Source organism: Pseudomonas sp. DW-iso3, assembly GCF_058725305.1.
The window spans coordinates 626,098-651,309 of sequence record NZ_JBZXDZ010000002.1; the positions used below are offsets into that span (position 1 = coordinate 626,098).

17 protein-coding genes are annotated in these 25,212 nt (G+C 55.0%); 11 read left to right on the plus strand and 6 right to left on the minus strand.

All coding sequences use genetic code 11. The features are described from left to right. Window position 1: 1 nt before the first annotated feature. Entirely contained in the window at window positions 2-3,766 is a 3,765-nt protein-coding gene (locus AC4PS7_RS08665; protein WP_492179323.1) for a hypothetical protein, read from the minus strand. Between the two features lie 1,150 nt (window positions 3,767-4,916). Here AC4PS7_RS08665 and AC4PS7_RS08670 point away from each other — a divergent pair. Next, window positions 4,917-9,968, plus strand: a complete 5,052-nt coding sequence (locus AC4PS7_RS08670; RefSeq protein ID WP_492179324.1) for a hypothetical protein — start codon at window positions 4,917-4,919, stop codon at window positions 9,966-9,968. 246 nt (window positions 9,969-10,214) lie between these two features. Here AC4PS7_RS08670 and AC4PS7_RS08675 read toward each other — a convergent pair whose 3' ends face one another. Beyond that, on the minus strand, window positions 10,215-10,547 hold the full coding sequence (locus AC4PS7_RS08675) for a hypothetical protein (RefSeq protein WP_492179325.1): 333 nt from the start codon (window positions 10,545-10,547) through the stop codon (window positions 10,215-10,217). Between the two features lie 612 nt (window positions 10,548-11,159). Further along, window positions 11,160-11,417 (minus strand): hypothetical protein, encoded by a 258-nt coding sequence (locus AC4PS7_RS08680; RefSeq protein WP_047597201.1) that lies wholly within the window; start codon window positions 11,415-11,417, stop codon window positions 11,160-11,162. Between the two features lie 117 nt (window positions 11,418-11,534). On the opposite strand from AC4PS7_RS08680, the gene AC4PS7_RS08685 reads away from it, so the two are divergent. The 4 genes from AC4PS7_RS08685 (at window position 11,535) to AC4PS7_RS08700 (ending at window position 17,970) form a co-directional block, all read left to right on the plus strand. Next, on the plus strand, window positions 11,535-12,407 hold the full coding sequence (locus AC4PS7_RS08685; RefSeq protein ID WP_027605750.1) for a helix-turn-helix transcriptional regulator: 873 nt from the start codon (window positions 11,535-11,537) through the stop codon (window positions 12,405-12,407). A gap of 619 nt (window positions 12,408-13,026) precedes the next feature. Continuing rightward, window positions 13,027-14,703 carry a hypothetical protein gene (locus AC4PS7_RS08690; RefSeq protein WP_122301105.1) on the plus strand — a complete coding sequence of 559 codons (1,677 nt, stop codon included), beginning with the start codon at window positions 13,027-13,029 and terminating at the stop codon, window positions 14,701-14,703. Then, window positions 14,700-16,190, plus strand: coding sequence for a hypothetical protein (locus AC4PS7_RS08695; RefSeq protein WP_460948717.1), 1,491 nt, complete (start codon window positions 14,700-14,702; stop codon window positions 16,188-16,190). Before AC4PS7_RS08690 ends, AC4PS7_RS08695 begins: the two co-directional genes overlap by 4 nt. A 232-nt stretch (window positions 16,191-16,422) precedes the next feature. Further along, complete coding sequence (locus AC4PS7_RS08700; protein ID WP_122301107.1) at window positions 16,423-17,970, plus strand: hypothetical protein; 1,548 nt, start codon at window positions 16,423-16,425, stop codon at window positions 17,968-17,970. Window positions 17,971-18,615: 645 nt separating this feature from the next. On the opposite strand, the gene AC4PS7_RS08705 is transcribed toward AC4PS7_RS08700, so the two are convergent. After that, a complete protein-coding gene (locus AC4PS7_RS08705) occupies window positions 18,616-19,518 on the minus strand; it encodes a LysR family transcriptional regulator (RefSeq protein WP_084376615.1) in 903 nt (300 codons plus the stop codon). Between the two features lie 149 nt (window positions 19,519-19,667). On the opposite strand from AC4PS7_RS08705, the gene AC4PS7_RS08710 reads away from it, so the two are divergent. The 3 genes from AC4PS7_RS08710 to AC4PS7_RS08720 all read left to right on the plus strand — a co-directional run bounded on the left by AC4PS7_RS08710 (window position 19,668) and on the right by AC4PS7_RS08720 (window position 20,959). Beyond that, complete coding sequence (locus AC4PS7_RS08710) at window positions 19,668-19,865, plus strand: tautomerase family protein (protein WP_317757865.1); 198 nt, start codon at window positions 19,668-19,670, stop codon at window positions 19,863-19,865. 46 nt (window positions 19,866-19,911) lie between these two features. Beyond that, the gene (locus tag AC4PS7_RS08715) at window positions 19,912-20,274 is read left to right on the plus strand and encodes a putative quinol monooxygenase (protein WP_350487611.1); all 363 of its coding nucleotides are present in this window, start codon (window positions 19,912-19,914) and stop codon (window positions 20,272-20,274) included. A gap of 70 nt (window positions 20,275-20,344) precedes the next feature. After that, the gene (locus AC4PS7_RS08720; RefSeq protein WP_350487612.1) at window positions 20,345-20,959 is read left to right on the plus strand and encodes a nitroreductase family protein; all 615 of its coding nucleotides are present in this window, start codon (window positions 20,345-20,347) and stop codon (window positions 20,957-20,959) included. 208 nt (window positions 20,960-21,167) lie between these two features. On the opposite strand, the gene AC4PS7_RS08725 is transcribed toward AC4PS7_RS08720, so the two are convergent. Then, a complete protein-coding gene (locus AC4PS7_RS08725) occupies window positions 21,168-21,578 on the minus strand; it encodes a VOC family protein (RefSeq protein WP_317757862.1) in 411 nt (136 codons plus the stop codon). Between the two features lie 79 nt (window positions 21,579-21,657). Beyond that, on the minus strand, window positions 21,658-22,398 hold the full coding sequence (locus tag AC4PS7_RS08730; protein WP_350487613.1) for an SDR family NAD(P)-dependent oxidoreductase: 741 nt from the start codon (window positions 22,396-22,398) through the stop codon (window positions 21,658-21,660). A gap of 156 nt (window positions 22,399-22,554) precedes the next feature. Here AC4PS7_RS08730 and AC4PS7_RS08735 point away from each other — a divergent pair, with 156 nt between their 5' ends. The 3 genes from AC4PS7_RS08735 (at window position 22,555) to AC4PS7_RS08745 (ending at window position 25,147) form a co-directional block, all read left to right on the plus strand. Beyond that, window positions 22,555-23,214 carry a TetR/AcrR family transcriptional regulator gene (locus AC4PS7_RS08735; protein ID WP_492179326.1) on the plus strand — a complete coding sequence of 220 codons (660 nt, stop codon included), beginning with the start codon at window positions 22,555-22,557 and terminating at the stop codon, window positions 23,212-23,214. 105 nt (window positions 23,215-23,319) lie between these two features. Further along, window positions 23,320-24,228, plus strand: coding sequence for a LysR family transcriptional regulator (locus AC4PS7_RS08740; RefSeq protein WP_084376609.1), 909 nt, complete (start codon window positions 23,320-23,322; stop codon window positions 24,226-24,228). 163 nt (window positions 24,229-24,391) lie between these two features. Then, window positions 24,392-25,147 (plus strand): SDR family oxidoreductase, encoded by a 756-nt coding sequence (locus AC4PS7_RS08745; protein ID WP_350487646.1) that lies wholly within the window; start codon window positions 24,392-24,394, stop codon window positions 25,145-25,147. Window positions 25,148-25,212: the final 65 nt, after the last annotated feature.

A 25,212-nucleotide genomic window follows, 5' to 3' on the forward strand; every position in this document is an offset into this window, starting at 1 on the left:
TTCAAAAGCGTAACATTTGCTGCTGTGCCGCCGTGTCTGCACGCTCGGCGTCGGCAACCCAAGATTGGGCAATACGCTGAAGCATTGCGCTGGTACGTACAAACTCCGAGGACACATCTGCCCACTCACGAGATTGACGGGCCAGGGCATGCTCTTGGTCACCGCCCTCCCCGATCTGCTTACTGAATACACCCCGCATATTGATCCTTTCGATGCTGATGCCACGCTCAATCTCCGCGGATGCCAATGACTCAATGACACTACGCACGGCCTCATGAGGCCATGCCTCGTCCTTTGGACTCAACGGAGCATGAGCCAATACCTGACCGATTAATTGATCAGCAATGGCCTGACGATTTTGCTCTTTAGCCAATCGTCGAACGTCTAAGCACCATCCCAGCAGCGCAGGCTCGTCCACCTCTTGATCGGTCTGTCCTGGCAGCGTCTTAAGGCTCTTGAGCAAGCGATAAGCGTTAGTAGCGTATTTTCGATCATGCTCGGAGACTTCCCTTGGCTCCTCATCTTTCGCCCTGAAAACCTTACAGACCATTTCCATAAAGAAACTGGGTTGTTCAAGCAGCAGTCTATGCAAGGCTCGCGGATCGTTACGAAGCGCAGGAAGGTAGATGAACTCCAAGCCCGCCAATTGCTGAAGCGTGACATCCGATCGCTCGGACAAATCGCTGATGACTTTCTCAATGTCAAAGAAGCTAGACGCCATCTGAGCTCCTGGGCTGGCATTTCGCTCTGCAACGCCATCAGCCAGTAGAGACACGACATCATTTGTTGGGATTTCACTGAGCCGACGCGATACAGCACTCAATGCAGCAGTAGAGCGTTCCACAGCGCGGTATTTTTCGACGGCAAACAGAAGCTCTTTTGTACCAGCAGCAATGGGGTACGGTGTTTTTTGCGTCCAATAGGCACGTTCAATCTCCTCGCCAAATGACGCTACGTACAGCCAAGTTTGCATCTGCTCCGGCAAAGACTCAAACACTCGCCCGATACGATCGGTACTTAGTACGCCGCTCTGTAGAGCCGCACGTGCGGCCTTTTCCCATCTCTGCCCATAGCGAGCTATTCCATCCGCCATCGCCGAACCCGCCGCTAGTTCTAGTTCTTGAACAGAGCTGCTGATAAGGCTGCTGAACAGTTCGAAGAGCTGGTCATAGGGCAGCTCAAGACCTCGGGCTGAATAGATAACCAGCCGCGGAACCTTCACGCACTCCATCAACTCCAGGAATCCCTGGACTCCCAGCGACTCGTGGATTTCCCTCAAAGCACTCAGGCGAGCGCAGTCAACAACCTTGATAGGATCAGCATCCTCGTCATCAACCCCTTCAACAGGTGGCATGAAATCATCGAAGAGCCAACTGTAGGTTTCTACCAGCGTTGTGGGCATGTGCTTGTCGATCAGGTGCACCAGCCTTTCCACTCGCTCCTGGGGCATCGCCCAGTCGAAGCTAGAATATTTTTGGTGACGCTTAACCTCTCGATGCAAGGCCTTCCAGATTATCGTTCGGGGTTCCCCCTCCAAAGCGCTCAGCACCTCGCCGAGACGGTCGACAACCGCTTTAAACGGATCATTTTGAAGGTTGGGCAACGCGTCAATTAGCGTGCTCCAACGCTCCGCACTCAGCTCCGCTTCATCGATCGCCAGTGCCACGATTTTAGCTTCACTTTGCCAGACCAAACCGTAAGTCAGGGTTTCACCGTAATCCTGCTCGTACTCCCTAAACTTTGGTTTTGCTGTAGGTGAACTGTTGTCGTTAGATTGTGGAAGCAGCATAGCGAGCAGCGGCCAAGCGATACTCGGAACCGCTTTTAAAGTTGCCTGCAAGACAGCCAACCGGCGCTTTGTTTTAACCGCGGTACCCGGTACCCACGAAAGGAAAATGGCTCGCAAACTATTGATAGGCCGATTGCTGAGCTTGCCACCCGGGTCAATTGCAGCAAGCTTCGCAAGGCAGAGCACTGCTCGATCAAGCAATACGGAATCCCAAGCAAGCACCTCCAACGCCCATAGCAGACCGGAGTGATACGTGACAGGGGTGAGCATCCCAGGATGCTCGTCAAAAATGGGCCGGATCGAAGGCGTCGCGCCCTCAAGCTGACGCTCAAGGGCCTCTAGAAAAAAAGTAGGAGATGCTTCCGCCAGCAACGCCAAATCCTGGCCCAAGCTCGCCATTAGCCGGTGATCGGATGATAAACCCGGGAGCGATCGAATCAGATCATCTACAAAGGCTTGAGGGTTACCACCTGAAATTGTGAAACCAGCTGGCTCGTGCAGTACAGCCATGTGAAGCAGTGTGGTCATCAAACCATTTCTTAGATGTTCACTGTGTGAGGTCTCGCGCTCACGCTTATCATGGAACACGAACGGCTCATCCGCACTGGGGGGCTTGTGCGACTGTGCTGCTTTGTCAAAGACAATGGTCACGGCATCTTTAAAAAGCTGAAGGTGTTTGCGCCCGATCAGGGGGCCAAGGTGTAGGAATGCATCAACTGACGCCTTCGTTGCCCACAAGTTGCCTACGCACTCAATGGGAGAGTCCTGCATGACCAGGTACTTGCGCAGTTCGTCCTCTGCTTCGTCGTAGTCCTTTTGACTCAGCGAGCTGAAAATAGACTCATCAAGTTCGCTACCGGACACCCATGCCCCCGCGAGCATTGCCGGAATTAGCGGTTTTGCATCTTCGAGCCACTTAGGTCTTTCAGCGGTACCACCAGGGCACTGACGTGCCAGCACCGCCAAACTTCGCCCACACTTGCGTGCAGCTTCATACCCCTCATCGTCCGACATGCCCATCTTGACGAACGCTTTGCCAAGTTCACGGCTAGTCGGCCGACGCAGTTCAACGTGATCGTGCTTTTTTTCGTCCGCGCCGGCACTTATAACCGTAGGCCCATAAGACTTGAGCTGCCCTGCACAGCTGCGCGCAGCATTTCGAGGTAAATAGATGAGATTTGATGTGCTAATCAGAAATCTCGCAGCGTCCTCTGTCTCCACAATCACGGTACGTGCTTCGAGTGGTCTGCGTACCGACTCGGGAGCCATGCGTATAGCGGCGACGGTGAAAGCAATAACCTCATCGGGGGTGTCAGCAGCAAATGCGAGCCGCCCGCCCTCTTGGGTCAGATTCTGTAGCAGTTCCTCGGCTTGAGTTTCCCGTCCGGCGAGCAACACATCTTCCACGAGTGGAGGTGCGAAGCGACTGGAGAAGGACTGCCAAAACTCCTCCGTACTGAGAACACCATTTTGAGGCGCGATTCTGAGCTCGCAACTCGCCCACCGAGAAGACACGGCCGGGCATTTGGCAAGCCAATCCTCAAGCAAAGGGCCATCAAGATAAACAACGCTCTTCCAATCCTTCAGACCGTTTTTCTCAGTGAGCCAGTCCTCAACTTTCTCGGTTGGAGTATTCCACGTCCTAGGTGTAACGATAACCAGTGTGCACTTGGCCCTAGTTTCCTCGTCGACCTCTTCAGTACGCTTCTTGTAATCCGATTCAGCCTTGGATTTTCCGGCGCCACTGGTTCCAAACTCCCAGATAGACAACCCATTAGGCACGAAGGGAGAAATGGAGTCGACGTCAAGATAACCGTCAAAACCACGAACTTGGCCTTTATCGCCCTGCAGAAACCTCAGCCTCCTTACCTTCGAAGCGGAAGCCCAAATCAACTCGGACACAAGGCCTGGCATTTTATCCTTAGCTTGGAGCGTATCAGCCCACTGCTCCAGTTCGAGCGCTTTGATCCACTTCAACGTCAATCTCCTTTGAATGTCACAGCGGTGCTAGCTGAGTAGAAAACGCCTCCGGATGGCAGAAAGCCACTTTACTCTACGTCGGAACGGAACTGCCACCACCGAAGAGATTAGTCATGGGGCCGGCCAGCCCATTGCCGCCGTGTGCGCCCCCTGCGCCGACGGACTATCTACCTCGGCGTCTTGTGCGATGCAGGCAGCTGCGGACTGCCTCCGGGCAGTTACCTAACTGAGCATATGACCGACCCTATCGAGCAGACTTACAAGGAATTGATTGGCGAGTGCAATCCGAATCATGTGGTCGCCTCAGCGATGTTTCGCCATTTTCACCAACGTTTCCTTTACCGAACTCCAAGCCACCCGAGTGTTTACGCCGTAGGTACCTGGGACCAGTGGAAAGCAGCGTGAAAAAATTTACCACCAGGTGCGCCAGCGCCGACTACAGACATGGCTGGATCTACCGGCCCACAGAATTGACGAGTCAGACCACGGCCAAGAGCAACGCGGAGATTCAGAGGACAAGCGCGCCAAGGAGAAAATCCTGGTGGAACGGATTGGCGCCGAGAAGCACAAGATGATTGCCTCAAAGGCACTTACTGTGCGCTTTAAATGCTGGGCTAACGCCACGACTTCGAGGAGCGCCAAGAGACGGTACCGACCTTTTTGATCAATCTTGCCGCAGCGCCCGCCAAAGAGTCCGACCGCTTCGCGATGATGTCGCGACATAAAATCGTGGTAAGCAAAAAGTGGTTACGACGCCTTGAAAAATAACAAACGCAGTCAGAATCCCCAATCTCAATCACTCGTGCATCACGTGTAAATGGGGGCAAGATTGGGGGTAAACCAAGAAACTATCGGCCCGAAAACACTGATCTAAAGCCTAGTAAAATGTTTTTCGGCTTGCCTGAGAGTCTTTTATCAGTGCACGAAACCACCTGAGCACGACCTCCATTCGAATCCAGGAAATGCAGGCACGAGCCGACCTCAACTACCTCCGCCTCGCGCCGGAAGCACTGCCGATGGTGTTCTCCAAAACGTAAGAATATCAGTTGGGCTCGATTTAACATTCGGCTGATACCTCCTACAATCGCCGGGTAGCTGTACCATGCATTGATTAAGTGGGTGAGCCATAAGGAGTTAGCTTCTAGCCATGTCCAAAGATGAAATGGGCGACGTACGTTACGGATCAAGTCCGGTGGGGCGGGGAAGCGCGGGCACTTACATTGAGGGGGAAATCGGAGCGTTCTACCTCATGGCTCTCTTGGCCAATGCTGAACCTCGCGGACTACCTGGCTCATGTATTAAGAGTGTTGGTTTCCAAGGTTCTGAGCGAGGTTACGCTCTCGACGACCTATTCGTGCATGGCGCATCGACATTGGGCGAGACTCTTTTGGAAATCCAATCAAAGCGCACGATCACCTTTGCGCCCAAGGATCCCATTTTCAAAGAAGTTTGCAAACAGATAGCAGGTACGACTGGAAACGATATTCCCGAAGAGCGCCACCGCGTCTCGATCGCGACACAAAGGACTAGCAAGGCCATCTCAGGTCCTTACCAAGATGTTCTTGAGTGGGCTCGAGTAGCCGTGAATGGCGCAGAATTCTTTAGCCGCCTGAGTAGCAAGGGCGTAGCCGGTGCTGATATGCGGCAATTTGGGGAGACCTTTCGCGCCAACCTTATCGCAGCGGGCATAGCCGATGACGATGAAGCGATTTGGAGAATATTTAAACGTTTTTTAATCTTAGAGTTCGATTTCGGCTCCGGTGCACCACTCGCGCGCACATACAGTTTGCTAATCGCCAAGCAAATACTTGCGCCCGAGGACGGAACCAGGACTGATGCACTTTGGGATAATTTGATCGCAATCTCTGTGGAGGCAGCGAAAGTAGGCCGAATCATAGACCGCCCAACTCTTCGAGACGAACTTGCCAATCGAGGCTTTCATTTTACAGGGGATAAAAAATTCTATCTATCTAGGGAGAGACTTGCTGAAGTTTCCCGACACGCCCTTGCAGATATAGGCAACACCATTGCAGGGACTCAACTTCCCCGACTCGAAGCATTAGCAGCACTCAATAAAGCTTTGCGCCAGAATCGCTTCGTCGAAATTAGAGGCGGGCCAGGTGTAGGAAAGTCTGCCGTTCTTCGACATGTTGCTGAACGTATATCTACCCATGCGCATGTTCTCGTACTCGATCCCATGAATACCCCTGAGGGAGGCTGGGCGGCGCTATCACAAGTACTGAATGTATCCTCAACGCTGAAGGAGTTTCTCACTGATCTTGCCTTTAGCGGAGGGGGCGTCCTGTTTATTGATAGCCCCGAAATGTTCGAATCGCCAGCACGCCGCCGAACAATCAAAGACCTGCTCCGAGAAGTTGTTGCGATCGAAGGATTTTCAGTCGTCGTCACAGCACGAGAGAAAACTGGCAATCAGCAGGAAACTTGGCTTGCAGACGAGGTTATTGCGGTACTAGGGCCACCACAAGAAATCATTGTGAGAGAGCTACAGGAAGAAGAAATCGAGATACTCAGCAAGCATGCGCCCGAAGTAAGATTGCTTCTCGCTAAATCACACCCTGCTTCCGGCATCGCGCGCAACTTATATCGACTTTCGCGACTACTCAAAGTGCCCTCATCCGCAACCATCCAATCAGAAGTCATATTAGCAAATCACTGGTGGAGTACAGCAGACAATGCGGAAGCGCCCGAGCGACGTGCAGCTCAAAGGTTGATCGCAAGTATCGCGGACGCTGCGTTGTCCGGACGCGACTGGGTCGAAGTACGCGAAGATTCGCTGGCTCGCGCACACCTGCTGCGCTCCCAGAGTTTGCTAGAGTCCAAACGCGACCACTTGCACTTTTATCACGACGTACTGCGGGACTGGGCAGTGGGCTCTCGTATTCATGAAGACCCAGATACAATTACCAAGCTTGATCTGACGGCCCCTGCGTCAGCGAAACTAATCAGGGGAATCGAATTCGCAGGGCGGTTTGCGCTAGCGCTCAGTTCTGAATGTGGTGCGTGGCTCAAATTGCTTTCCAGATTATCTCCCGCCGGGGCTCACAGCTCGTGGCGGCGAGAGGCGCTGATGGCAATTGTGCGTTCAGAACCATCATCGCAAGAGTTGGAGCGCTGCAGTGAGGAGCTTTTCGCGAACAACGGTTCTCTTCTCATTGAGCTATGTATGACCACCGCGACGGTAGAGGCAATATCACCCATCGTATTTGCACACGGCTGCTCTGACGATATAGTCGCTTGGGCCGCTTCAATGCCTAAAGAAATGCGAATTGCCTTCTCACCTGCAGCACATATTTTATGGTTGTGGTGTGTGCGCCACGCAGAACAAATCCCGATCCAAGCGCTCACATCCATCATCGCTCTGCTGGGAACTGTCTTTCCTTTATTGTCAAGGTTGCCTGAAGTTGCAAATGCTAGTGCTCCTATACTGTTCGGCTGGCTACAGCAGCTTGATCAACGAAGGGATGAGATCAGGATGCCTGGCGCAAAAGACGTTATGCACGACAACGAGTACCACCATATGAGGGACAACCTAAGGCATATGTCTTTAGCCCTAGCCCACTATGCGCCGGACGATACTAAGGCCTATTTAAAGTCATTGACAGCGGTTGATCACGCCCTCAAGTTCGGCGATATACGTAGAATGAGTGAAATCCTTGCTCCCGTAGCGCCGAAAGAGCTCGCGGACTTGGTCACAGCCAGTTTGATAGTGCCCAGTAATACTAATACCGCTTTCGACACTCATCGCATTCGTGACTTAGCCAGCTACAGCGACCACTGGTACAGTCCAGCCTCTCCGGCACAACCGCCATTTCTCAGCCTTCTAGATAACTCCAAGACCATCGGGCTTCAACTTATACAAAGGTTGGTTAACGAGTCCATTACGTCCGAATTTGGCAGCGAGCATCCTGCAGCAAAGGGAATCACGCTCACCTTTGAGGACGATTCGAGATTTTTCCCTTGGGTCAAGACGTACCTCTGGTCGCGCGGTCTGGCGCCCAGTTACGCGACAGCATCAGCACTTATGGCACTCGAAGCCTGGGGGCACGACCGTATTCAAAGGGACGAGCCGATAAGTACTGTTATCGCTGACGTTCTTGGCCCTGTGGGGAGTTGCGCAGCATATCTTCTGGTAGCAGTCGACCTCCTCCTCTCATACTGGCCTTATACTCGAGACTTGCTAGTGCCTTTTCTCGCGTCACCAGAACTCCTATCGGCCGATAACAATAGACTATTGTGTGAAACTTCATTGACGCCGGCGGCTGAAAATGAACCTGCAGGGAAGGTGCAACTCTCGGACCTGCAGTTGAAACCGTCCCGAACTAGTTCTCTAGTAGATTATCTGCATAACTACTGCACCGAAGCTGAGACGTGTCAACAGGTCCGCTCACTGCTCAGCAGTGCATTGGCTAGGTTAGGCCCTTACGGAGAGCGCTCCGGCCTTGAAGATCCGGCATTCATGGGCACCCACGCGCTGAACATCCTTGACTCTAATAACTGGGTCCCAGAGGACGGCAAGCTTCGGTACCAACCTCCAACGATAGAAGTGACACACCTTGAGGATCGAAGCAGGCTTCTTCGCTCAGCTGAAATTGAGGCACGGATAAATATTGCAGTACTCGATGCCGCTCAGGGCTCGGTCGAGCTTGCTCGCGAGGCCGCTGAACTTATGAGTGGCGAGCTACCGGAGGCTCCGGTTTCCAATGTTCTAGATGCTAGGTCAACTAGGTTTGCGGCCGTAGTGATGCTTGTATCTCGCGACGGAGATGATGACCTATTGAGGAGACACGAATCGTGGATGCGTGAAGTGATCGCAAAGCTATTGACAGCGGGTGATAAACGTTTCTGCAACTCAGTTAAAACGCTTGAGCATAACAGTCAAGCTCTGGCTACGCTTGCTCAAGTACATTTATGGTGTCGCCTTCAGTATGAGGACGATCGAAATGCGTTGCTAAGGTGTGCGACACGGCAGGACTGCTGCGCGGCGCTTGCATTTTCAGTTACTTTGAACAGCCTCAATGAAAGCGACCCGCGGTTACTCAAGTCAGCCATTCGGTTAGCGTTCACTACCATCTGCGGAACATTGCACTCTGAGCATGAGGCCAACCAAAGTCTTCAGTTGGACCACCAACAAAGGATGTTGCAGGACCGTAGCGCGGTTGAAGCAGAAATTGCGTGGTTGAATGGCTTCGCCGAGCCCGTGTGGCCTTGCTTCTCGAGCGTCGACGCAGGCGAACCAACACTAGATGACGTACTGCAGAACGATAATCGCCTTGAACGTGAACGCAGTTATTTCGATATCTGGGCTGCAGCGTGTTGGCTCGGACTTGTTACCCGTACAACCTCTCCTCCCCCCTGGCGTTCAGAAATTGTCGATACCTATGGCCAATGGTCAGCGATTATAAATGGTCTTGGACGCCCATCTGAAACTACTACTTTTAGGGTGCCTGAGGCATGGAATAATGAATTCTACGCCTTAGCTGCCAACGTGGTCTTGGACGCTGATGACGAACAATTCGAAGCCCAGTTGAAACTAATTGAAAAGCTTCCAGATCGCTCCTTTGGCGATATCACAGCGATGTTCATTCGTGCTGCTGACAAATGGTATTTGAGCGTCGACGATCAAGTCCTCTCTCGGCCTTTGGAACTGCGCAAACGGATTGTGAGCCGAGTGCTGTCCATGCGCGGTTGGACTGATCAACCTGTACCCGGGCAGATAACCATTGATAGAGAATCTAGCCGTTTAATAGCTACGCTTTTCATGAATAGTCTGAATTCGCACGGTAGACCTGATAGCTACCTGTCTGCATCCAGTCTTCGCCGAGGGGAGCCGCTACTCGACGTCCTTCGGCCATTGATAGCAGGGGGGCAGACCCCGTTTCTGGCACAATGTGCCCTCAACACACTCTCGGTAGCGCCCCAAGAGCAATACTTGGATTTTTTGATTTCGGGAGCCGAAGCCTGGCTTGAACGGCTCCCTAACGACACCTCATTATGGGTCGGATATGGATTTGGCCGAAGAATAGTCCATTGGTTGATCGCAGTGTCAGCCGAACAGCCATCCATCCTCAAGCAAACTCATGTATCACGCAACAGAATGGACATGGTCATAGGAAAACTCATTTGTCTCGGCGTTTCCGAGGCATACGAACTCGAAAGTAGCATTGAGGATAATCGATGAACGTTTTGATTAGATCTCCGTATTTCAAACGCTGAGGCATTTCCCATGAAAGCGCATGACCAATGCTTAAACAAACGGACCAGTCCGCTCCTGAGTTCTTCGACAATCAAAACAGGCACTTGCAGTCTCCAGCGGGTGATCTGTCGATGCTGTATGCGCCGTTTGGGATAGTGAGCATTGTCGGCCCAATCTAGGAAACACGGCACCATAAGGATCCTGCAAATGCTCATCGCTGATGGGTAGCGGTCAGCGCAGGAAGCTAAGCCACTGCTGCGCGTCACTGATCCTAAGCTGTTTGTCGAAGTGCACCTGCACGCACGCATCCATTTGCTCTTCTACCTGATGCTTGCGCTTGATGAACGAAGCAACCTGGTCTTCATCGACCGCCCCCTGCAGATACGGATAGTGAATGCTCCCTGACCGCTGCGGCTGCTGATTAACGCAGCCAAACAGGCGATCTAACCTGCCGATTCGCTGCTCATTGTCACCGGGTGAGCCGGCGAGTCCGTAACGATGGATCTGGTGACACTGCAAATGCAGGTTGACCCCTTCCTGGAGTACCGAAGTAGACACCAGCACGTTGTGATAGACCGGCTATTGAAGCCCAGGATGAGGCGCGAGCGCCCTTCGCTGTTGTCGCCACTGGCATACCAGCATGGGCTGGTGAGGCGCTTGAGGCTGCGCCATCCCTCGTCCCACTGCTGGTCGGTGATCTTGCCGCTAGCATGACGATCGTCTCCAACGCAGCGATGAGATAGCGCAGCATCATCGAGTCATAGACAAGTGCGCTTGCCCCTTAGCCAACCCCAGTTTAGGCGTAAACTCAAAGCCACCCAGAGCCATACTGGATTTCGTCAGGAATCGCCATTCGTGATCGCTCATGTAAGGCGTCTGAGTGGGGGCAAAATTGGGGGCATATTAAGATTTTTTCAAACTGAAACTACCGTGCTAGAGCCCAGTCAAAATGTTCTTTGGCGACCCTGAGAGTCTATAGGCGTCGCCGGGCAGGCTGTTTGGCTGATCATTTCTGCCTTTCCACAAACCACGAAGTTCCATTCACTTCCAGTGGATCGCTACATTGGGGGCACATCTGAGGGCATGCTTTGGATGGTTTGAAAAGGATGCCCCCAGCCTGAGGTCCAACAGTTCCCTTCTAGAAATGTGACCCTTTGTTGTTCCCACACACCGCGGTCATTTGCCCTCCGGCTCTACCGCATTCTGTAGAGCCACCTTCCTCAGCAACTGATCTACGTGCTCCCTCTCCGCTCGAAGCGCCGAACGTAACTCCTTGTTCTCTGTCTCATGAATCCGCGCCCAACGCAGGCTCGCACGGCAATTGACGACCACCGTCCACACCTTCTGCAGTTTCAAGTAGTGGGCCAACAGCAGCACAGCAATCGCCACCATCATCACCAGCGCCGCTGTCGAAATCACATCCGTCTTAGTCATGCTCAATCCTTTCGCTAGGTCATTTGTTCCAAAGACAGCCAAAGGATATGTAGTGATTTTTTACACGTATAGATTGTAGACTTGTACAGGTAAACAAATCACGCACATGGACGGCCCATGAAACGCACTCAGCAGATCAATCAGGTTCGCTGGGACCTGGCACTTCGCTATCGCTTGATCGAGACCGTGGCCTGGTGGGAGGGCCGCCTGACCACGGGCCATCTGATGCAGAGCTTCGGCATCAGTCGCCAGCAAGCATCCAAGGATATCAACACCTACATCACCGAGCATGCGCCTAAGAATCTTACATATGACAAACAACTGAAGGGCTATGTGCCGAGCAAGCACTTCAAGCCGCTGTTCATCGACGACAGTGCCAATGCCTATCTGCAACTGTTGAACCAGACCCACTCGCGGGCACCGCATGTGGAGGGGCTGGCACTCGCCTATGCACACACCAAGGTGCTGGAGGTGCCGAACCGCACAATACGCCCAGAGGTACTGAGGCCACTGCTCAAGGCATGCCGCAATGGCGAGGTGATTGCCATTGAATACGTGTCGTTAGCCAACCCAGTACCGGAGACGCGACTGATCTCGCCGCATACCTTGATCTACACAGGCATGCGCTGGCATGTACGGGCCTACTGCGAGAAGAACCGCAAGTATCGGGATTTCGTGTTGAGCAGATTCCGTGGGGAGCCGGAGTTCGAGCGAACGAGCGAGAACCTGATCGGCGATGACGAGGAATGGAACACCCTCATCGATGTGATAATCGAGCCGGATTCGCGGCTGAAACCTGACCAGAAGGCGATCATCGAAGTCGACTTCGGTATGGACGATGGCGAACTGGTCATCCCGACGCGGTGTGCGCTCGTGGGTTACGTACTGCAGCGCTACCAGATCGATCCGAAAAAGCTTGAGCCCAAGGCCCCGGCGCAACAGATCGTGGTGAAGAACCTGGAGGCGTTGACCCCTTGGCTCTATGTATAAGCCCTGTTACAGGAGAGATGGCGTTGAATCGTGGCCAGTGTGCAGACATATGTAAAGTTTGCGACGCACCCAAGGTGCTTGGGATGTGCGTGCACTTCAACGCCCATTGATTCACTTGCAAAAGCTTCACTTGCAGTGGCCCAGGGGCCAAGCGCCCATTCCTCCGAGCCCCGGATTCGAACGTCCTCCTCTCGAACTGCAAGCCCCTTTCCAACTATGCCAAGTGTTCATCCATGACTTCGCCCCCCGAACCTGCATGGATTGTTTACCTGTGCATGTAAACACTCTAGATACGCCCTGAAATCCTACATATCTTGCCCCTATCTGACACGGTTGACCTCATCGACTCAGGTCGCTGCGCCAGACCCAAAAAGTCAAATTACCCGAAAGGAACGCACCATGAAAAATCTCCTGGCAACCATTGGGCTCGTGGTGGTGATCAAGAAGGGCTACGAGTTGCACCGCGAATATTCGGAGTTAAAACGCGCCCTTTCGGCACGCGAAAAGGCTCAGTCATGAACTGCTTGTGTGTAGCCGCTATCGCCTAAAGTCAAAATGGCATTGCGCCACCATCCGAGTTAGCATGTCGCGACTCGCTTAACCTAGAAAAGGACCTTCCATGAGTGTTAGCGCCTATCTTCGCGAAAACCTCCGCTCTATCTCTTCCAAGAATGTTTCCGTTGCTCCGGGGATCGATGAAAAAAAGCTGAACAACGCACTTAAGGCCTTCGCATACAACGGGCTGCCAGGAAACGTCGTGGCATTGTTCGACAACACCCTGTTCGGTACTGGCAAGGACGGTCTGCTGTTCACTGGCGAGCAAGTGATCTACCGCTCCGGATTCGCCGACCCGATCCACTTCCCCTACGAAGATATCCGCAGCGCCAAGTACACCCAGGTGCACACCGGAAGCATGGACAAGCTCGAGCACACCCTGATCTTCGAGCGTAAGGATAATAGCCAACTGGTCATCAAGGACCTGAGTGATTGCGACTACGCAGCACTCGCATCCGTGCTGCAGGGCGTTATCGAAAACTTCACCGAGTTCCAGGACGAAAAACAGCTCATCCCTCTCGAGGAGATGGAAGAAGCAGTCAAAGTGGCTTACCTCAAAGTCATCGTGAACATGGCCTACGACAACGACTCGGTCATCGATGAAAAAGAGTTCGCGGAGATCTTGCTGTTGATGACGCGGCTGGACCTGGAACCCGAGTCGCGCTTCACTGTGCGCGCCTACATGACCGGTTTCAACCAGGCGGCAGCGCTCGATGCACTGCTTGCGGAGCTGGACAGCCATTGCCCACGGGGGCAGATTAGGCCGCTGCACATTTCTCTGACCAAAGACTTGATCAACCTGCACTTCTCCACCGGCGGCGGCTCGCTGGAGACCTTTGGCTTCCTACAAAGAAACCGTGCGCTCTTGCAGGTCGACGATGACGAGATCGACCTCGCCGTCGCGGCCATCCGTAACGACCACAGCATGCTGAAGGACGATGTCACCGATGACCAAATTGTCAGCGCGCTGAAGCTGCTTTCGGCGAAGGCCGCGGCTGTCGGCACCCCACTGGCCGCAGTGTATCTCTCGGGTTCGGTGGTAGGCATGTCTGCGGCCGGGCTGACGTCCGGCCTCGCCACGCTGGGCATGGGCGGCATACTCGGCCTGTCGGGCATGACCACGGGGATCGGTGTCGCCGTGCTGCTCGGTGTGGGCGCCTACGCAGGCGTGCGCAAACTGACGGGCGCGGACGAGCTCACGCGCTCGAAGCGACGCGAGCTGATGCTGGTCGAGGTCATCAAGCAGACCCAGGCGACCATTTCGCTGCTGATGCAGGACCTCAACCACATTACCGATCGGCTGAGCCAGGCCCTGGCCGAGCATGGCGAGCAAGGCCAGATGATCCAGCGCCTTACCTCCATGATGGGGCAGATGACCGGCGCCGGTACCGTGCTGACCAACAAGTGCGAAGCGACCCAGAGCAGCGCGACCAAACTGCGCTGCGCTCGTTTCCTCGACGACGCCAAGCTCAAGACGCTCACCAAGGAGCCTACTAAGGCAGAGCTGTTCGACTTCATCAGGTCGTTCTACGAAGAACGTTCATTCTCCCAGGAGAAGGACGGCCAGCAGTTCGAGACGCTCAAGCTCGCAATCAAACCAGGCGTTTCGCCGAAGGCGCTGGAGAACCTTGCCCGAGCCTTTGAAGCGGTCGGTTATTTCAACGTCAGCGATGTACTTGTCGGCGGCGCCGCCGACATGGCAGACAAGGCTAAGGGCAAGCTGCTCGGTCTCTTCTCATGAGCATTAAGAATGCGTCGACTGAACAGGCCCAGGCGATGCTGGTGCAAAAGCACCAGTTGAACACCGCGCTAAACCACGTAGGACTGGTCAATGGTGCACTGCAAAGCCTGCAGGTCACGCAGGCACAGAGCCGCCAGCATCTCGAACTGTTGATGCTCGAAGCTGAAACACTGGTCGAAGGGAACCAAGTGATTTTCGAGGTGGATGACGACGATGCGCTGCTTGTCGAGAGTAGTTATGCCGTACAAGAAAACATCGTGAGCGTCGGCACGCCGCTGCCAAACCTCGACTTCATCGACATGACAGGCAAGAGCGACTGGAGTGGCTATCTCGACCAGGTCGCTGCCTATGCCCAGCGACGGCGGATCGAGTTTGGCCACGATCCGTTCCGCGACCTGATGAGCGCAAGCCAACGTATTGCGCTGGAAAGACGCATCCGCGATGAGTTCTCGTACAAGGGCGCCCAGTGCGACAAATACGACTACATGATCGCCGGCACCTGCGGCCTGATCGGCGGCCTGGTGGACGTTCTGTTCGTCGGCCTCCCAGGTCAGGGAGCACTCACCCACTTTACTGACGAGATGACCGATAACGCGGTGCGGAGGTTCGCTGCCTGGAACGGCTGGCAAGGCCCTAACAAAGGCAGTGACCCGGTAACCAGCGCCATTGGTTTCCTGGAAAGGAAGTACAAGGTCAACTACGACCATCGTCACGGCGGCGATGTCGGCGGCCTATTCAAGATGAGCACGCGCAACCACCACATCAAGAGCCTGGCGCATTCGCCGGACCTAGTCGGGTTGTTCTTTTCGATACTGGATCAGTTCACCAGTAGCGCACATTTCGTCGATGGCGGCCGAATCATCAGTGTCGATACCGAAACGTTCGAGCTCAAGGGCTCGAACCTGGTGGCTAAGCTGTTCTGCGGCTGCATGAATTGGCTGGGGCACCTGTTCTCGGATGTGGCCGGCTCCTCTGGCGCAAAAACGCGAGGGTCGGGTATTCCGATTCCTTTTTACTCGCTACTGCAGTTCATCAACCTCGGCGAGTTTGGACAGCATCGGCAAACCTTCGCCACGATCGCCGTCCAGGTGTTCGAAAAGGGCTACGACCTGCGTCACGGCCTGGCAATGGCTATTCCGGTGATGCTTAGCGAAATGTTGACCCGAGTGATGTGGGTCGTGAAGCAGCGCTTCTATCACGAGAAGGAATGGGCTGAGTGCATTCCATCGGCCACTAATCCCGAACTTCAGCGGATGCTGCTAATGGCACACGGCACCCTTTGCGTGGTAGATGGCGCCGATGCGGCGATTCGCTCGGGCGGCGACATGATCCAGTTCATGTTGCGCTCAAACCTCATTGCCTGGGCGCGCTTCGGCACACTGGCACTCAAGGAACTCAACTCCTGGTACCAGGACGGAAGGCTCGACATCAAGGCCGTCGATACCTACCTGGACGCTGAGTACGAGCGGCTAGTGGCGAGTGCGTGACAGATTCAAAGATTTAAAGCTTGGCAGATATGAAGGAGAGACCGCCGGACTACCGCCCGTACGGCCGCCTTATCGCAGGCCACCCAATGCGCCGCTAGCAGACGGAAGCACCATACAGCCACAACTCAGAACTCTGATAGTTATCAAATTCGCGCCCGCGGCCCTGCCCTCTGGCGCGTAGTGAAATCCGTGCGCAACGAATGCGAACGCAGTTGATCCAGTGAGAGCAGTCATGGAAAAAAAAGTACTTGGTGTTTTGCAGAATTTCCATTCCGAAGGTCTTTACGTTGCCCCAGACATTCCACGCAAGAAGGCCGATAACGCCGCCGCGTCGTATGGCATGCCCTCTTCCGCGAAAGTGTTCGCCATCGTTGATTCGACGGTTTTCGGTTCGGCCAAGAACGGCCTGGCGTTTACCTCACATGGCCTGTTCTGGAAAAACGACTGGACTACCACCTCGGCTAAAACTCATATGCCGTGGGAAGAGTTCAAAGCCACGACTCAGGGTCGGGCCACAAAAGGCTCTGAACTGATCTTGGGTAATGGCTGCGCGTTCGGCATGGCCGGTTCGAGCATGAAGCCCGAGGCTCTGCTGCAACTGCTGGAGAAGTTAGCGGAGCAGTTGCAGGAACCTGCCGAGCCGGTGGGGCATGCAGTCGAGGCGCCCATTGGGCAGCCTGCTGCCGGCCAGGCGCCAGTTGTACGCGAAGAGCCTGTCAGCGCCCCGCCTGCAGCTGTTATTCCTCCTCGGCCACCGCAACCTGAGCCTGAGCCTGAGCCTATCCGCAAGCCCGCGTTCGAAGGCAGCTATCAGCAAGATCAGCTGCAGATCCTCAATGCAGTGGCCAAGCGACACAGGTTGTCCCACCAGATCCAGGTGGCACCCTCGATCAAGGTGTACAAGGTCGAGAAGGTCATCGAGATATCGGCTGGGCAGATCAAGCCATACGACATCCTGATGATCGTCGATAACACCTTCCTGCAGACTGCCAAGGACTTCTTGGTGGTGACCGCTCAGGCAGTGTGGGCCAAGGGGACACTTCGCAAACTCGAGCAATTCCCGATCAGCGAGATTCGCAGCATTCGCTGCGAGGCGAAGAATCTCTACATCAACGACTACGATTTCCAGTACTTCGATCAGCTTTCAGAGAACGAAGTACTGGTGATGACCAACATGCTCAAAGAGCTGGTTGTGGCGTTGGGCAACCTGCAGCAGCGCTCGGTTGGCGGGGGCGAACCACAGCTACCTCACCTGCTAGACAACGTTCTGTCTGCGATATACGACGATGTCATCAACGATGCCGTCAGCCGTATGCGCCTGGACAATCCACAAGGTCGAGAGCTCATTACGGCACTGACTGACTGCTGCTTCGCCACATTCTTGCTGGTGAGCGCTCGCCTACAAGAGCATCAGAGCTCAGACCGTGCAGAGATGCTGGGGCAATACCTGCTGGCACAAACCCTGGCGACTGTGTTCGCGCTCCGAAGCAGTGACGAGTTGTGGAGCAGCCTGGAACTACAAGTAGCGTACATGATGATTCAGGGACGGTTGATTTACCGCGTGTTCGGGCAGACCGAGCGGGCCGGCATCGATATGTATCCTGGGCAAGAGTGCTATGTGCAAGCGCTTAGAAGTGTGATGGAGGCAGGTAGTCTTGATGACGGCCTGGATGCGCTACGCGACGTGCTGGGGGAGATTACGCGGGCGAATCAAAAAGCAATTGAGGCTGCGTTTGAATGTGCCGATCAAGTTCAAGAGATGTTTATTGAAGGGTTGTAAGTAGCGGTCTTCCAGGGTTGAAGCGGGCAGACGGGGGGGGCAAGCCCGCCGTCTGCTAGGTGCGAATACAGAGATGCTGCCAACTGAGCCATGTTTATCGCAGTGCCAAGCTACACAGGCAGGTAGAAAATCGCACCGGCCGCTTTGCGTTAGGCGGGCCGGACAAGAACTGGGCTGCACATAACCTGCTTTGATTCCAGGTCACCGAGGGAGAACGTCTGGGCGTTCCAGTCCCCTACCCTACCCAGTTTGGACGTACACCGAAAGCTTTCCAGAGCCATCCAGAGCCATTCTGGATTTCGTCAGGAATCGCCATTCGTGATCGCTCATGTAAGGCTTCTGAGTGGGGGCAAAATTGGGGGCATATTAGGTTTTTTTTAAACTGAAACTACCGAGCTAGAGCCAAGTCAAAATGTTTTTTGGCTTGCCTGAGAGTCTTTAGACGTCGTTGGACAGGCTGTTTAACTGATCATTTCTGGCTTTTTATGGGCATGGAGATCCATTCACTTCCCAGCCCTCCAGTTCCGTTGCTTCCCAAAATCGCCATCAACTTATTCTGGCCGAGCAAATACAACCGGACCCGGAAATAAATGGTTCGGACAACTGATGTTCGATCTGTTCAACGAATGACTGCGTGTACAGCGTTTACTGCCAATGCGAACACAACTTGACCAACTCATCGACCACATAGCGGACCTTGGGACGCAGGTGCGACACCTTCGGCCAGACCGCATGCACATCAACCGCTTCGGGCTCATAGGCTTGCAACACCTCGACCAGCCTGCCGGCCTCGATGTCATTCTGGAACAGGCTGCGCGGCATCTGGCACAGGCCGGCGCCAGCCACGGCGGCAAGAATCATGACTTCGCCATCGCCGATCTGATGCGTTGAAGGAGGGGCGTAACGGACGGTCTGACCCGCCTGCATCACTCGCCATGCCAGCGGCTGGCCGCGTCGATGGCCGACGATGCAACGATGCTGGGTCAGCTCTTCCAGGGTTTGCGGGGTGCCGAAGCGCGCAAGGTAGTCAGGGGAAGCGCAGACGGCCCAGCGTTGGCGGGTCAATCGTCGCGCTACCAGGCCGCTGGTGTCCTGCAGTTCGCCGAACCGTACCAACAAATCGATACCCTCTTCGAACGGGTCCACCAGATGATCGGAAAACGTCAGGCTCAATTGCAGCGCCGGGTATTTATTGGCGATCTCAAACAACAGTGGGGCGACGACCCGCCGTCCGAAGGCCACCGGGATATCAACCCGCAAACGGCCAGAAGGTTCACCACCACCTGGCCCCAGCCCGCTTTCAGCGGTGCCGATTTCCTCCAAGGCCGTGGAGCACGCGACGAAGTAGGCCTCACCATCGGCGGTGAGAGATATCCGTCGCGTCGTGCGATGAAACAACTGCGTGCCCAAACGCTCTTCCAAACGCGCAATGGCCTTGCCTACGGCAGATTTTGACAGTCCCAAGCGATCTGCTGCCTGGGTAAAACTGGACGAGCGCGCCGCCACAACGAAGGTGATGACGCCCTGAAAGGAGTCGATAGGTACCATGCTGCGCCCACCATTGTAGAATTTAAGTCTATCCAGATTATAGCTGCAGGCCGTTTATCGCCACCGTATTCAACAGTACGATGGATTCCAGCAAGGCAACGGTGCACTTCGCGCACCTCCCCATATCAATGTCCTAGAAGGAATACATCATGCCCGTCGTACGTGTGAGCTGGTTCGAAGGTAAGGAGCATGCGCAGAAATCCGCTGTTGCAGCCGACATCACCGAAAGCATCGTTAAACACACCGGTACCGATGCCAGTTACATTTACGTGATTTTCGAAGACGTAGCCGCATCGGATTGGGCCGGCGCTGGCAAGCTATTCGCCCAAGCCCCCGAAAAATCCTGACGCCCCGACCTGCACCGCATGCATCAGCTAATCCAGTGATGCTGCCGTGCAGGTTTTTGTCATCCATATTTCCTGCCTGTTCTCACTTGCGGTAAAACCCACAGAGTTCGCTGAATTCAAAGCACTGATCGCCACAATCGTTGCTGCCACCAAGGCTGAGCCGGGCACACTGGTTTACGAATACAGCGTCAACGAAGACAACAGTACCGTGCACATCCTTGAGCGTTATAACGTCGATGCCGTGGTAAGCCACGTCGACACCACGTTTGCGCCTTTCGGCCAGCGTTTCCTGGAGTTGTGCACCGTCACTAGCCTGGTGGTCTACGGCACCCCCGACGCTGAAATCCGCAAGCGCCTGGACCCGTTCGGCGCCGTTTACATGACCCCATTCGACGGTTTCAGCCGCTGAATTGAAACAAGGCGCAGGTTCAACAGTGACTAACGTGCCCTGCCTATCCTTATCCCGCACAGAGATCACCATGTCCGCTATCGCTGAAGTTATTAAGTCTCGCGTCTCCGCCAACAGCTACGACACTGAACGTTCACTGACGATCGCTCAGATCACCGCGTTGGTCGACTTGGCTACGCACGCTCCGTCCGCCTTCAACCTGCAAAACTGGAAGTTCCTAGCTGTACACAGCACCCAAGCCAAGGCGCGCTTGTTTCCATTGGCATTCGGTCAGCAAAAGGTCGTGGACGCCGCTGTGACGTTTATTGTCTGCGGCACCCTGAACCCGCATCTAACTTTGCCCGATGCATTGAAGCCGACCCTGGATGCCGGAATCATTGACCAGTCCGTCTATGACATGTGGGTGGGTGCGGCTCAAGGCATGTACAAGGGAAACGCTCAATTGCAGCGCGACGAAGCCATCCGCTCTGGCTCACTAGCCGCGATGACCCTGATGTTGGCCGCCAAGGGCCAAGGCCTGGTTTCGACGCCGATGATCGGGCTCGATCAAGTTGCAGTGGCCAAGGAGTTTGGGCTGTCGGATGAAGAAGTGCCGGTGATGTTGATCACGGTTGGCTACCCGGGTGTGGCCAACTGGCCCCAGAAACCGCGTAAAGAAGTAAGCAACGTATTGCAGTTCGTTTAGCGCTTGTCGCTCTTTCTAGTGATGAGCTCGGCTTACTTTATTTGCGGCGTGTTTCGGCGCTATTTATCCGAGACAAACAGTTCGATCCTCAAACGCAGTAATTGGCGCTTTCGCGCAGCGACGGAGGTGCTGCCGCTGGTAGCCGATGCCGCTTCTAAAAATTGAGGCTGCCCCCTGGCATCTGGAATGGACCTGATGTGAGCCTCGATCAAGAGGCCACTTGGCAAACGGCTTCCAAATTCACGCCATCAGGTGTCAGCACATAAGCGGCGTAGTAATCGGCGTGGTAGTGCGGCCTGATGCCCGGCGGCCCATTGTCCCGCCCGCCGGCAGCAATGCCGGCCGCGTGGAAAGCATCAACCGACTCACGACTTGGGGCGATCAGTGCTATATGCACCCCGTGACTGGCGACGGACGCGTCATGCAACCAAAAGAAAGGCTTTCCTCCAGAACCAAACCCCAGCCGTCGAGGCTTCAGCCCTGGCGGATTCGCCTCGATACTCATCACCAGGGTAATCCCTAACGGCCTGAGCACTGGTTCGTAGAAGGCTTGAGAATACGAGGTGTCCGAAACAGCGATGCCCATATGATCTATTGCCGAACCAGTAAAGTCGCTCATTAGGTAACTCCTTGATGGCCGATTCATCGGCAGCAAATACAGCTTTTTAACGACAGGGGGAGGTCTGCTCTGTACCCGCCTAGACCTGAGATGCACCACCATCGGCGAACAGTTCGGCGCCATTGACGTAGCTCGACGCATCACTTGCAAGGAACAGCGCGGCCTGGCCGATCTCGTGGGCCTGACCGATACGACCAAGCGTGCTCTTCTCGCTGAGAACATCGATGATCTGCTGTGCGTTCTCGCCCAGTACATCGCGCAGAGATTGGGTGTTCACCGGGCCTGGGCTGAGCAGGTTGATGCGAACGCCAGAGCCCTTGATATCCAGGATCCAGCTGCGCACCAGCGCCCGTAGCGCTGCCTTGGTAGCCCCGTAGACACCGAGGCCGGGGCCAGGATTGATGGATGCGGTCGAGCCAATGATGACGATACTGCTCCCCTTGGCCATTAAAGGTAGCGCACCCTGCACCGTGAAAATCGTGCCCTTGACGTTGGTTGTGAACAGCTTATCGAAGCCTGCGACGGTGATTGCTCCCAAGGGCTCGACTGCACCTGTCCCAGCGTTGGCAATCAGCACGTCAATACGGCCATGGACCGCCTGTATGTGACCGAATAGCGCGTCAAGGTCGGCGGGGTCCGAAATGTCTGCGCATACGGTAGACGCGATTGCACCGAGGCGGCTCACGGCATCGTCGAGTTGGGCCTGGCGACGCCCGGTTATGATCAAAGTGGCACCTTGGTTGGCGAACGCTTCTGCAATCGCGAAGCCAAGGCCCGAAGAGCCACCGGTTACCAAAACGACTTTATTGTTGAACAGCATGAGAAACACCTCCAGGAATTTATGTAGCGAACACTATATAGATTTGCGCCCACCCACAAGTTTTTTAGCGACCACTATATAAAAAGACCTGCACGCGGCGATTGATATACGTTGTAGCGGTCGCTACAGTCGCCGTATCGACTCAGCGAGATGACCATGAACGAAAACAACCGGCAGCGCCGTCCCGCCTTCGACCGCGAGCAAGGGATAGCCATCGCTCAGGCACTGTTTCATCAACACGGTTTTGACGCCGTGAGCCTGTCCGATCTGACCAATGCCATGAACATCAAACCCCCGAGCTTTTATGCCGCCTACGGTAGCAAGGCAGAGCTCTTCGAGCGGGCGATGCGTCGTTACGCCGGTGAAAGCGCGCTTCCTTTAGACAGACTTCTGGCGCCGGATCGACCTCCTGCTCAAGCGCTGACTGCCCTGTTGGTTAGCGCTGCGACGCAATACGGACGAGATAAAACCTTGCGTGGATGCTTGATCACCGAGGGCATGCGGGCGGACGACCCGATTGCCCGAAAGATGGCAGAGACATTGGGTGATGCCGCGATTCAGACGATCCGTCGTTATCTCGACCAGGTTTGCCCGCAAGCCGCGCAGACGCTGGCCGACTACGTGCTGATTACCCTGCGGGGCCTATCCGCCGCAGCATGCAGTGGCCTGTCTCGAAAACGCTTGATGGAAGTAGCCCAAGTTGCCAGCAAAGCAATTTCTCTGGTATTGGCAGAACACAAGCCACCGCAGACTTCTGAGCCACTCAGTACTGCGCATCTTCCAAAAAGCTTCGACTCCGGGCGTTCGTCGGCTTGAACAACGCTCATAGACGCCAAACGGCCTTTGATACGAAAGATTGAGGCAACGCAGCGTTAACCGTCAGGTTAATTTCGACCCTCCCCCCCTTCATGGAGCGCAGCCTTGGATCAACTTCTCGCCATACGGGTCTTCATCCGAATTGCGGACGCTCGCTCATTTGCGAAAGCCGCCGATTCGCTGAACATACCCCGCTCCTCCGTCAGTAAACTGCTCCAGGATCTGGAACAGCACCTGGGTACCAAGCTGGTCGAGCGCAGCACCCGTTCATTCACCATCACACAGGCAGGTGAGGTCTACAGGGAGCAAGCCTTGAATCTGCTGGCGGGCCTGGACGAGATGGATCTCACCGCTCGGCAAACGCGAGCGAGCCCCCATGGCCGACTTCGTGTGGACATAGGTTCATCACTGGCCAACCTGGTGATCATCCCGGCGCTTGCGCAATTTCGCGCGCGCTATCCTGACCTGGAACTGATGCTCGGAGTCAGTGATCGTCCTGCCGATCTCATCGGCGATGGCGTCGACTGCGTGATTCGCGGCGGCGCGTTACCAGACAGCTCGCTGATCGCACGCCATCTCTGCAACGCGGACTTCGTCACTTGTGCCACACCTGATTATCTATCTTCTTTTGGTTCTCCTGCCCATCCACAGGAGCTTGAGCAGAACCACCGTACGATTCGCTATTTTTTTTCAAACACGGGTAAGACGCTGCCTCTTCACTTCGCCAAAGACAGTGAGAGATACGAAGTGAATGGCCAGCCTGGCATCAGCGTGAGCGAGAGCACGGCCCTGACCGAAGCGGTACTGACCGGGATGGGTATCGGGCAAATTTTCAGTTTTAGTGCGCGTGCGCATATCGCTGCCGGACGCCTGGTGCCGATCCTGAAGGAATGGACCCCGCCTTCCCATCCGCTCCAACTGGTCTACCCGGCAGCGCGTCATCCCAGTGCAAAATTGCGCGTTTTTATTGACTGGGCAGTAGAGCTGTTCAGCAAGGAGAATTTTAAAAATTGAAGCGCTGGACAGCGCATTCAGCACAGTGTAGATCGATTATCCATGCGCGTGGATTGAGACTCCACCCCGGCGGGCTTCTGAGGTCGATCACCCCGCTCTAGACTCGCCTTCAGTTGCTGACCTGAACCCTTCAGGTCAGGCTCTTTAGGCACTGGGAACAATGATCTCCGACAGACTCGACGACAAAATCGCACTCATCACTGGCGCTACCAGCGGCATCGGCCTGGCCACCGCCAAACTGTTTGCAGCGCAAGGCGCGCGTGTCTACATCACCGGGCGCACCCTCCACGCATTAAAGACAGCACAGGATGAAATCGGCGGCAACGTGACGTGTATCCAGGCTGACTCGACGCTGATTGCAGACCTTGATCACGTATTCGAACGGATCAAGACCGAGGCAGGCCGTATTGATGTGCTGTATGCGAACGCAGGGGGCGGCACGCTGCTGCCCCTGGGTCAGATCACCGAGCAGCAGGTCGACGACACGTTCGGATTGAACGTCAAAGCGCTGATTTTTACCGTCCAGAAAGCGCTGCCACTCCTGGTCTCAGGCTCATCCGTGATCCTGGCGGGGTCAAGCGCCAGCATCGCAGGCACCCCTGCGTTCAGCGTTTATGCTGCATCCAAGGCGGCGGTTCGCAACCTGGCGCGTAGCTGGATTCTTGACCTCAAAGGCACAGGCATTCGGGTCAATGTACTGAGCCCGGGGCCCGTCCACACGCCTGCACTGTTGGCCTATGCAGGTGATGATCCTGCACATCAGCAAGGTATGCTTGACCACCTCGGCACCCTCGTCCCGATGGGGCGAGTCGGTGAAGCCGATGAAATCGCCAAAGCCGCGCTGTTCCTCGGCAGTGACGACTCAAGCTTCGTCAATGGCGCCGAAATTTTTGCAGACGGCGGCATGGCCCAAGTCTGATTCGCCCAGTTACAAGCACGCCCCCGTTGCTCAATGGTAACGGGGGCGTGTGTTTGGTTGGTTCA

Coding starts and splice junctions, on each gene's coding strand:
- AC4PS7_RS08670 (WP_492179324.1), top strand. CDS start 4,917: ATGTCCAAAGATGAAATGGGCGACGTACGTTACGGATCAAGTCCGGTG.
- AC4PS7_RS08680 (WP_047597201.1), bottom strand. CDS start 11,417: ATGACTAAGACGGATGTGATTTCGACAGCGGCGCTGGTGATGATGGTG.
- AC4PS7_RS08685 (WP_027605750.1), top strand. CDS start 11,535: ATGAAACGCACTCAGCAGATCAATCAGGTTCGCTGGGACCTGGCACTT.
- AC4PS7_RS08690 (WP_122301105.1), top strand. CDS start 13,027: ATGAGTGTTAGCGCCTATCTTCGCGAAAACCTCCGCTCTATCTCTTCC.
- AC4PS7_RS08695 (WP_460948717.1), top strand. CDS start 14,700: ATGAGCATTAAGAATGCGTCGACTGAACAGGCCCAGGCGATGCTGGTG.
- AC4PS7_RS08700 (WP_122301107.1), top strand. CDS start 16,423: ATGGAAAAAAAAGTACTTGGTGTTTTGCAGAATTTCCATTCCGAAGGT.
- AC4PS7_RS08705 (WP_084376615.1), bottom strand. CDS start 19,518: ATGGTACCTATCGACTCCTTTCAGGGCGTCATCACCTTCGTTGTGGCG.
- AC4PS7_RS08710 (WP_317757865.1), top strand. CDS start 19,668: ATGCCCGTCGTACGTGTGAGCTGGTTCGAAGGTAAGGAGCATGCGCAG.
- AC4PS7_RS08720 (WP_350487612.1), top strand. CDS start 20,345: ATGTCCGCTATCGCTGAAGTTATTAAGTCTCGCGTCTCCGCCAACAGC.
- AC4PS7_RS08725 (WP_317757862.1), bottom strand. CDS start 21,578: ATGAGCGACTTTACTGGTTCGGCAATAGATCATATGGGCATCGCTGTT.
- AC4PS7_RS08730 (WP_350487613.1), bottom strand. CDS start 22,398: ATGCTGTTCAACAATAAAGTCGTTTTGGTAACCGGTGGCTCTTCGGGC.
- AC4PS7_RS08735 (WP_492179326.1), top strand. CDS start 22,555: ATGAACGAAAACAACCGGCAGCGCCGTCCCGCCTTCGACCGCGAGCAA.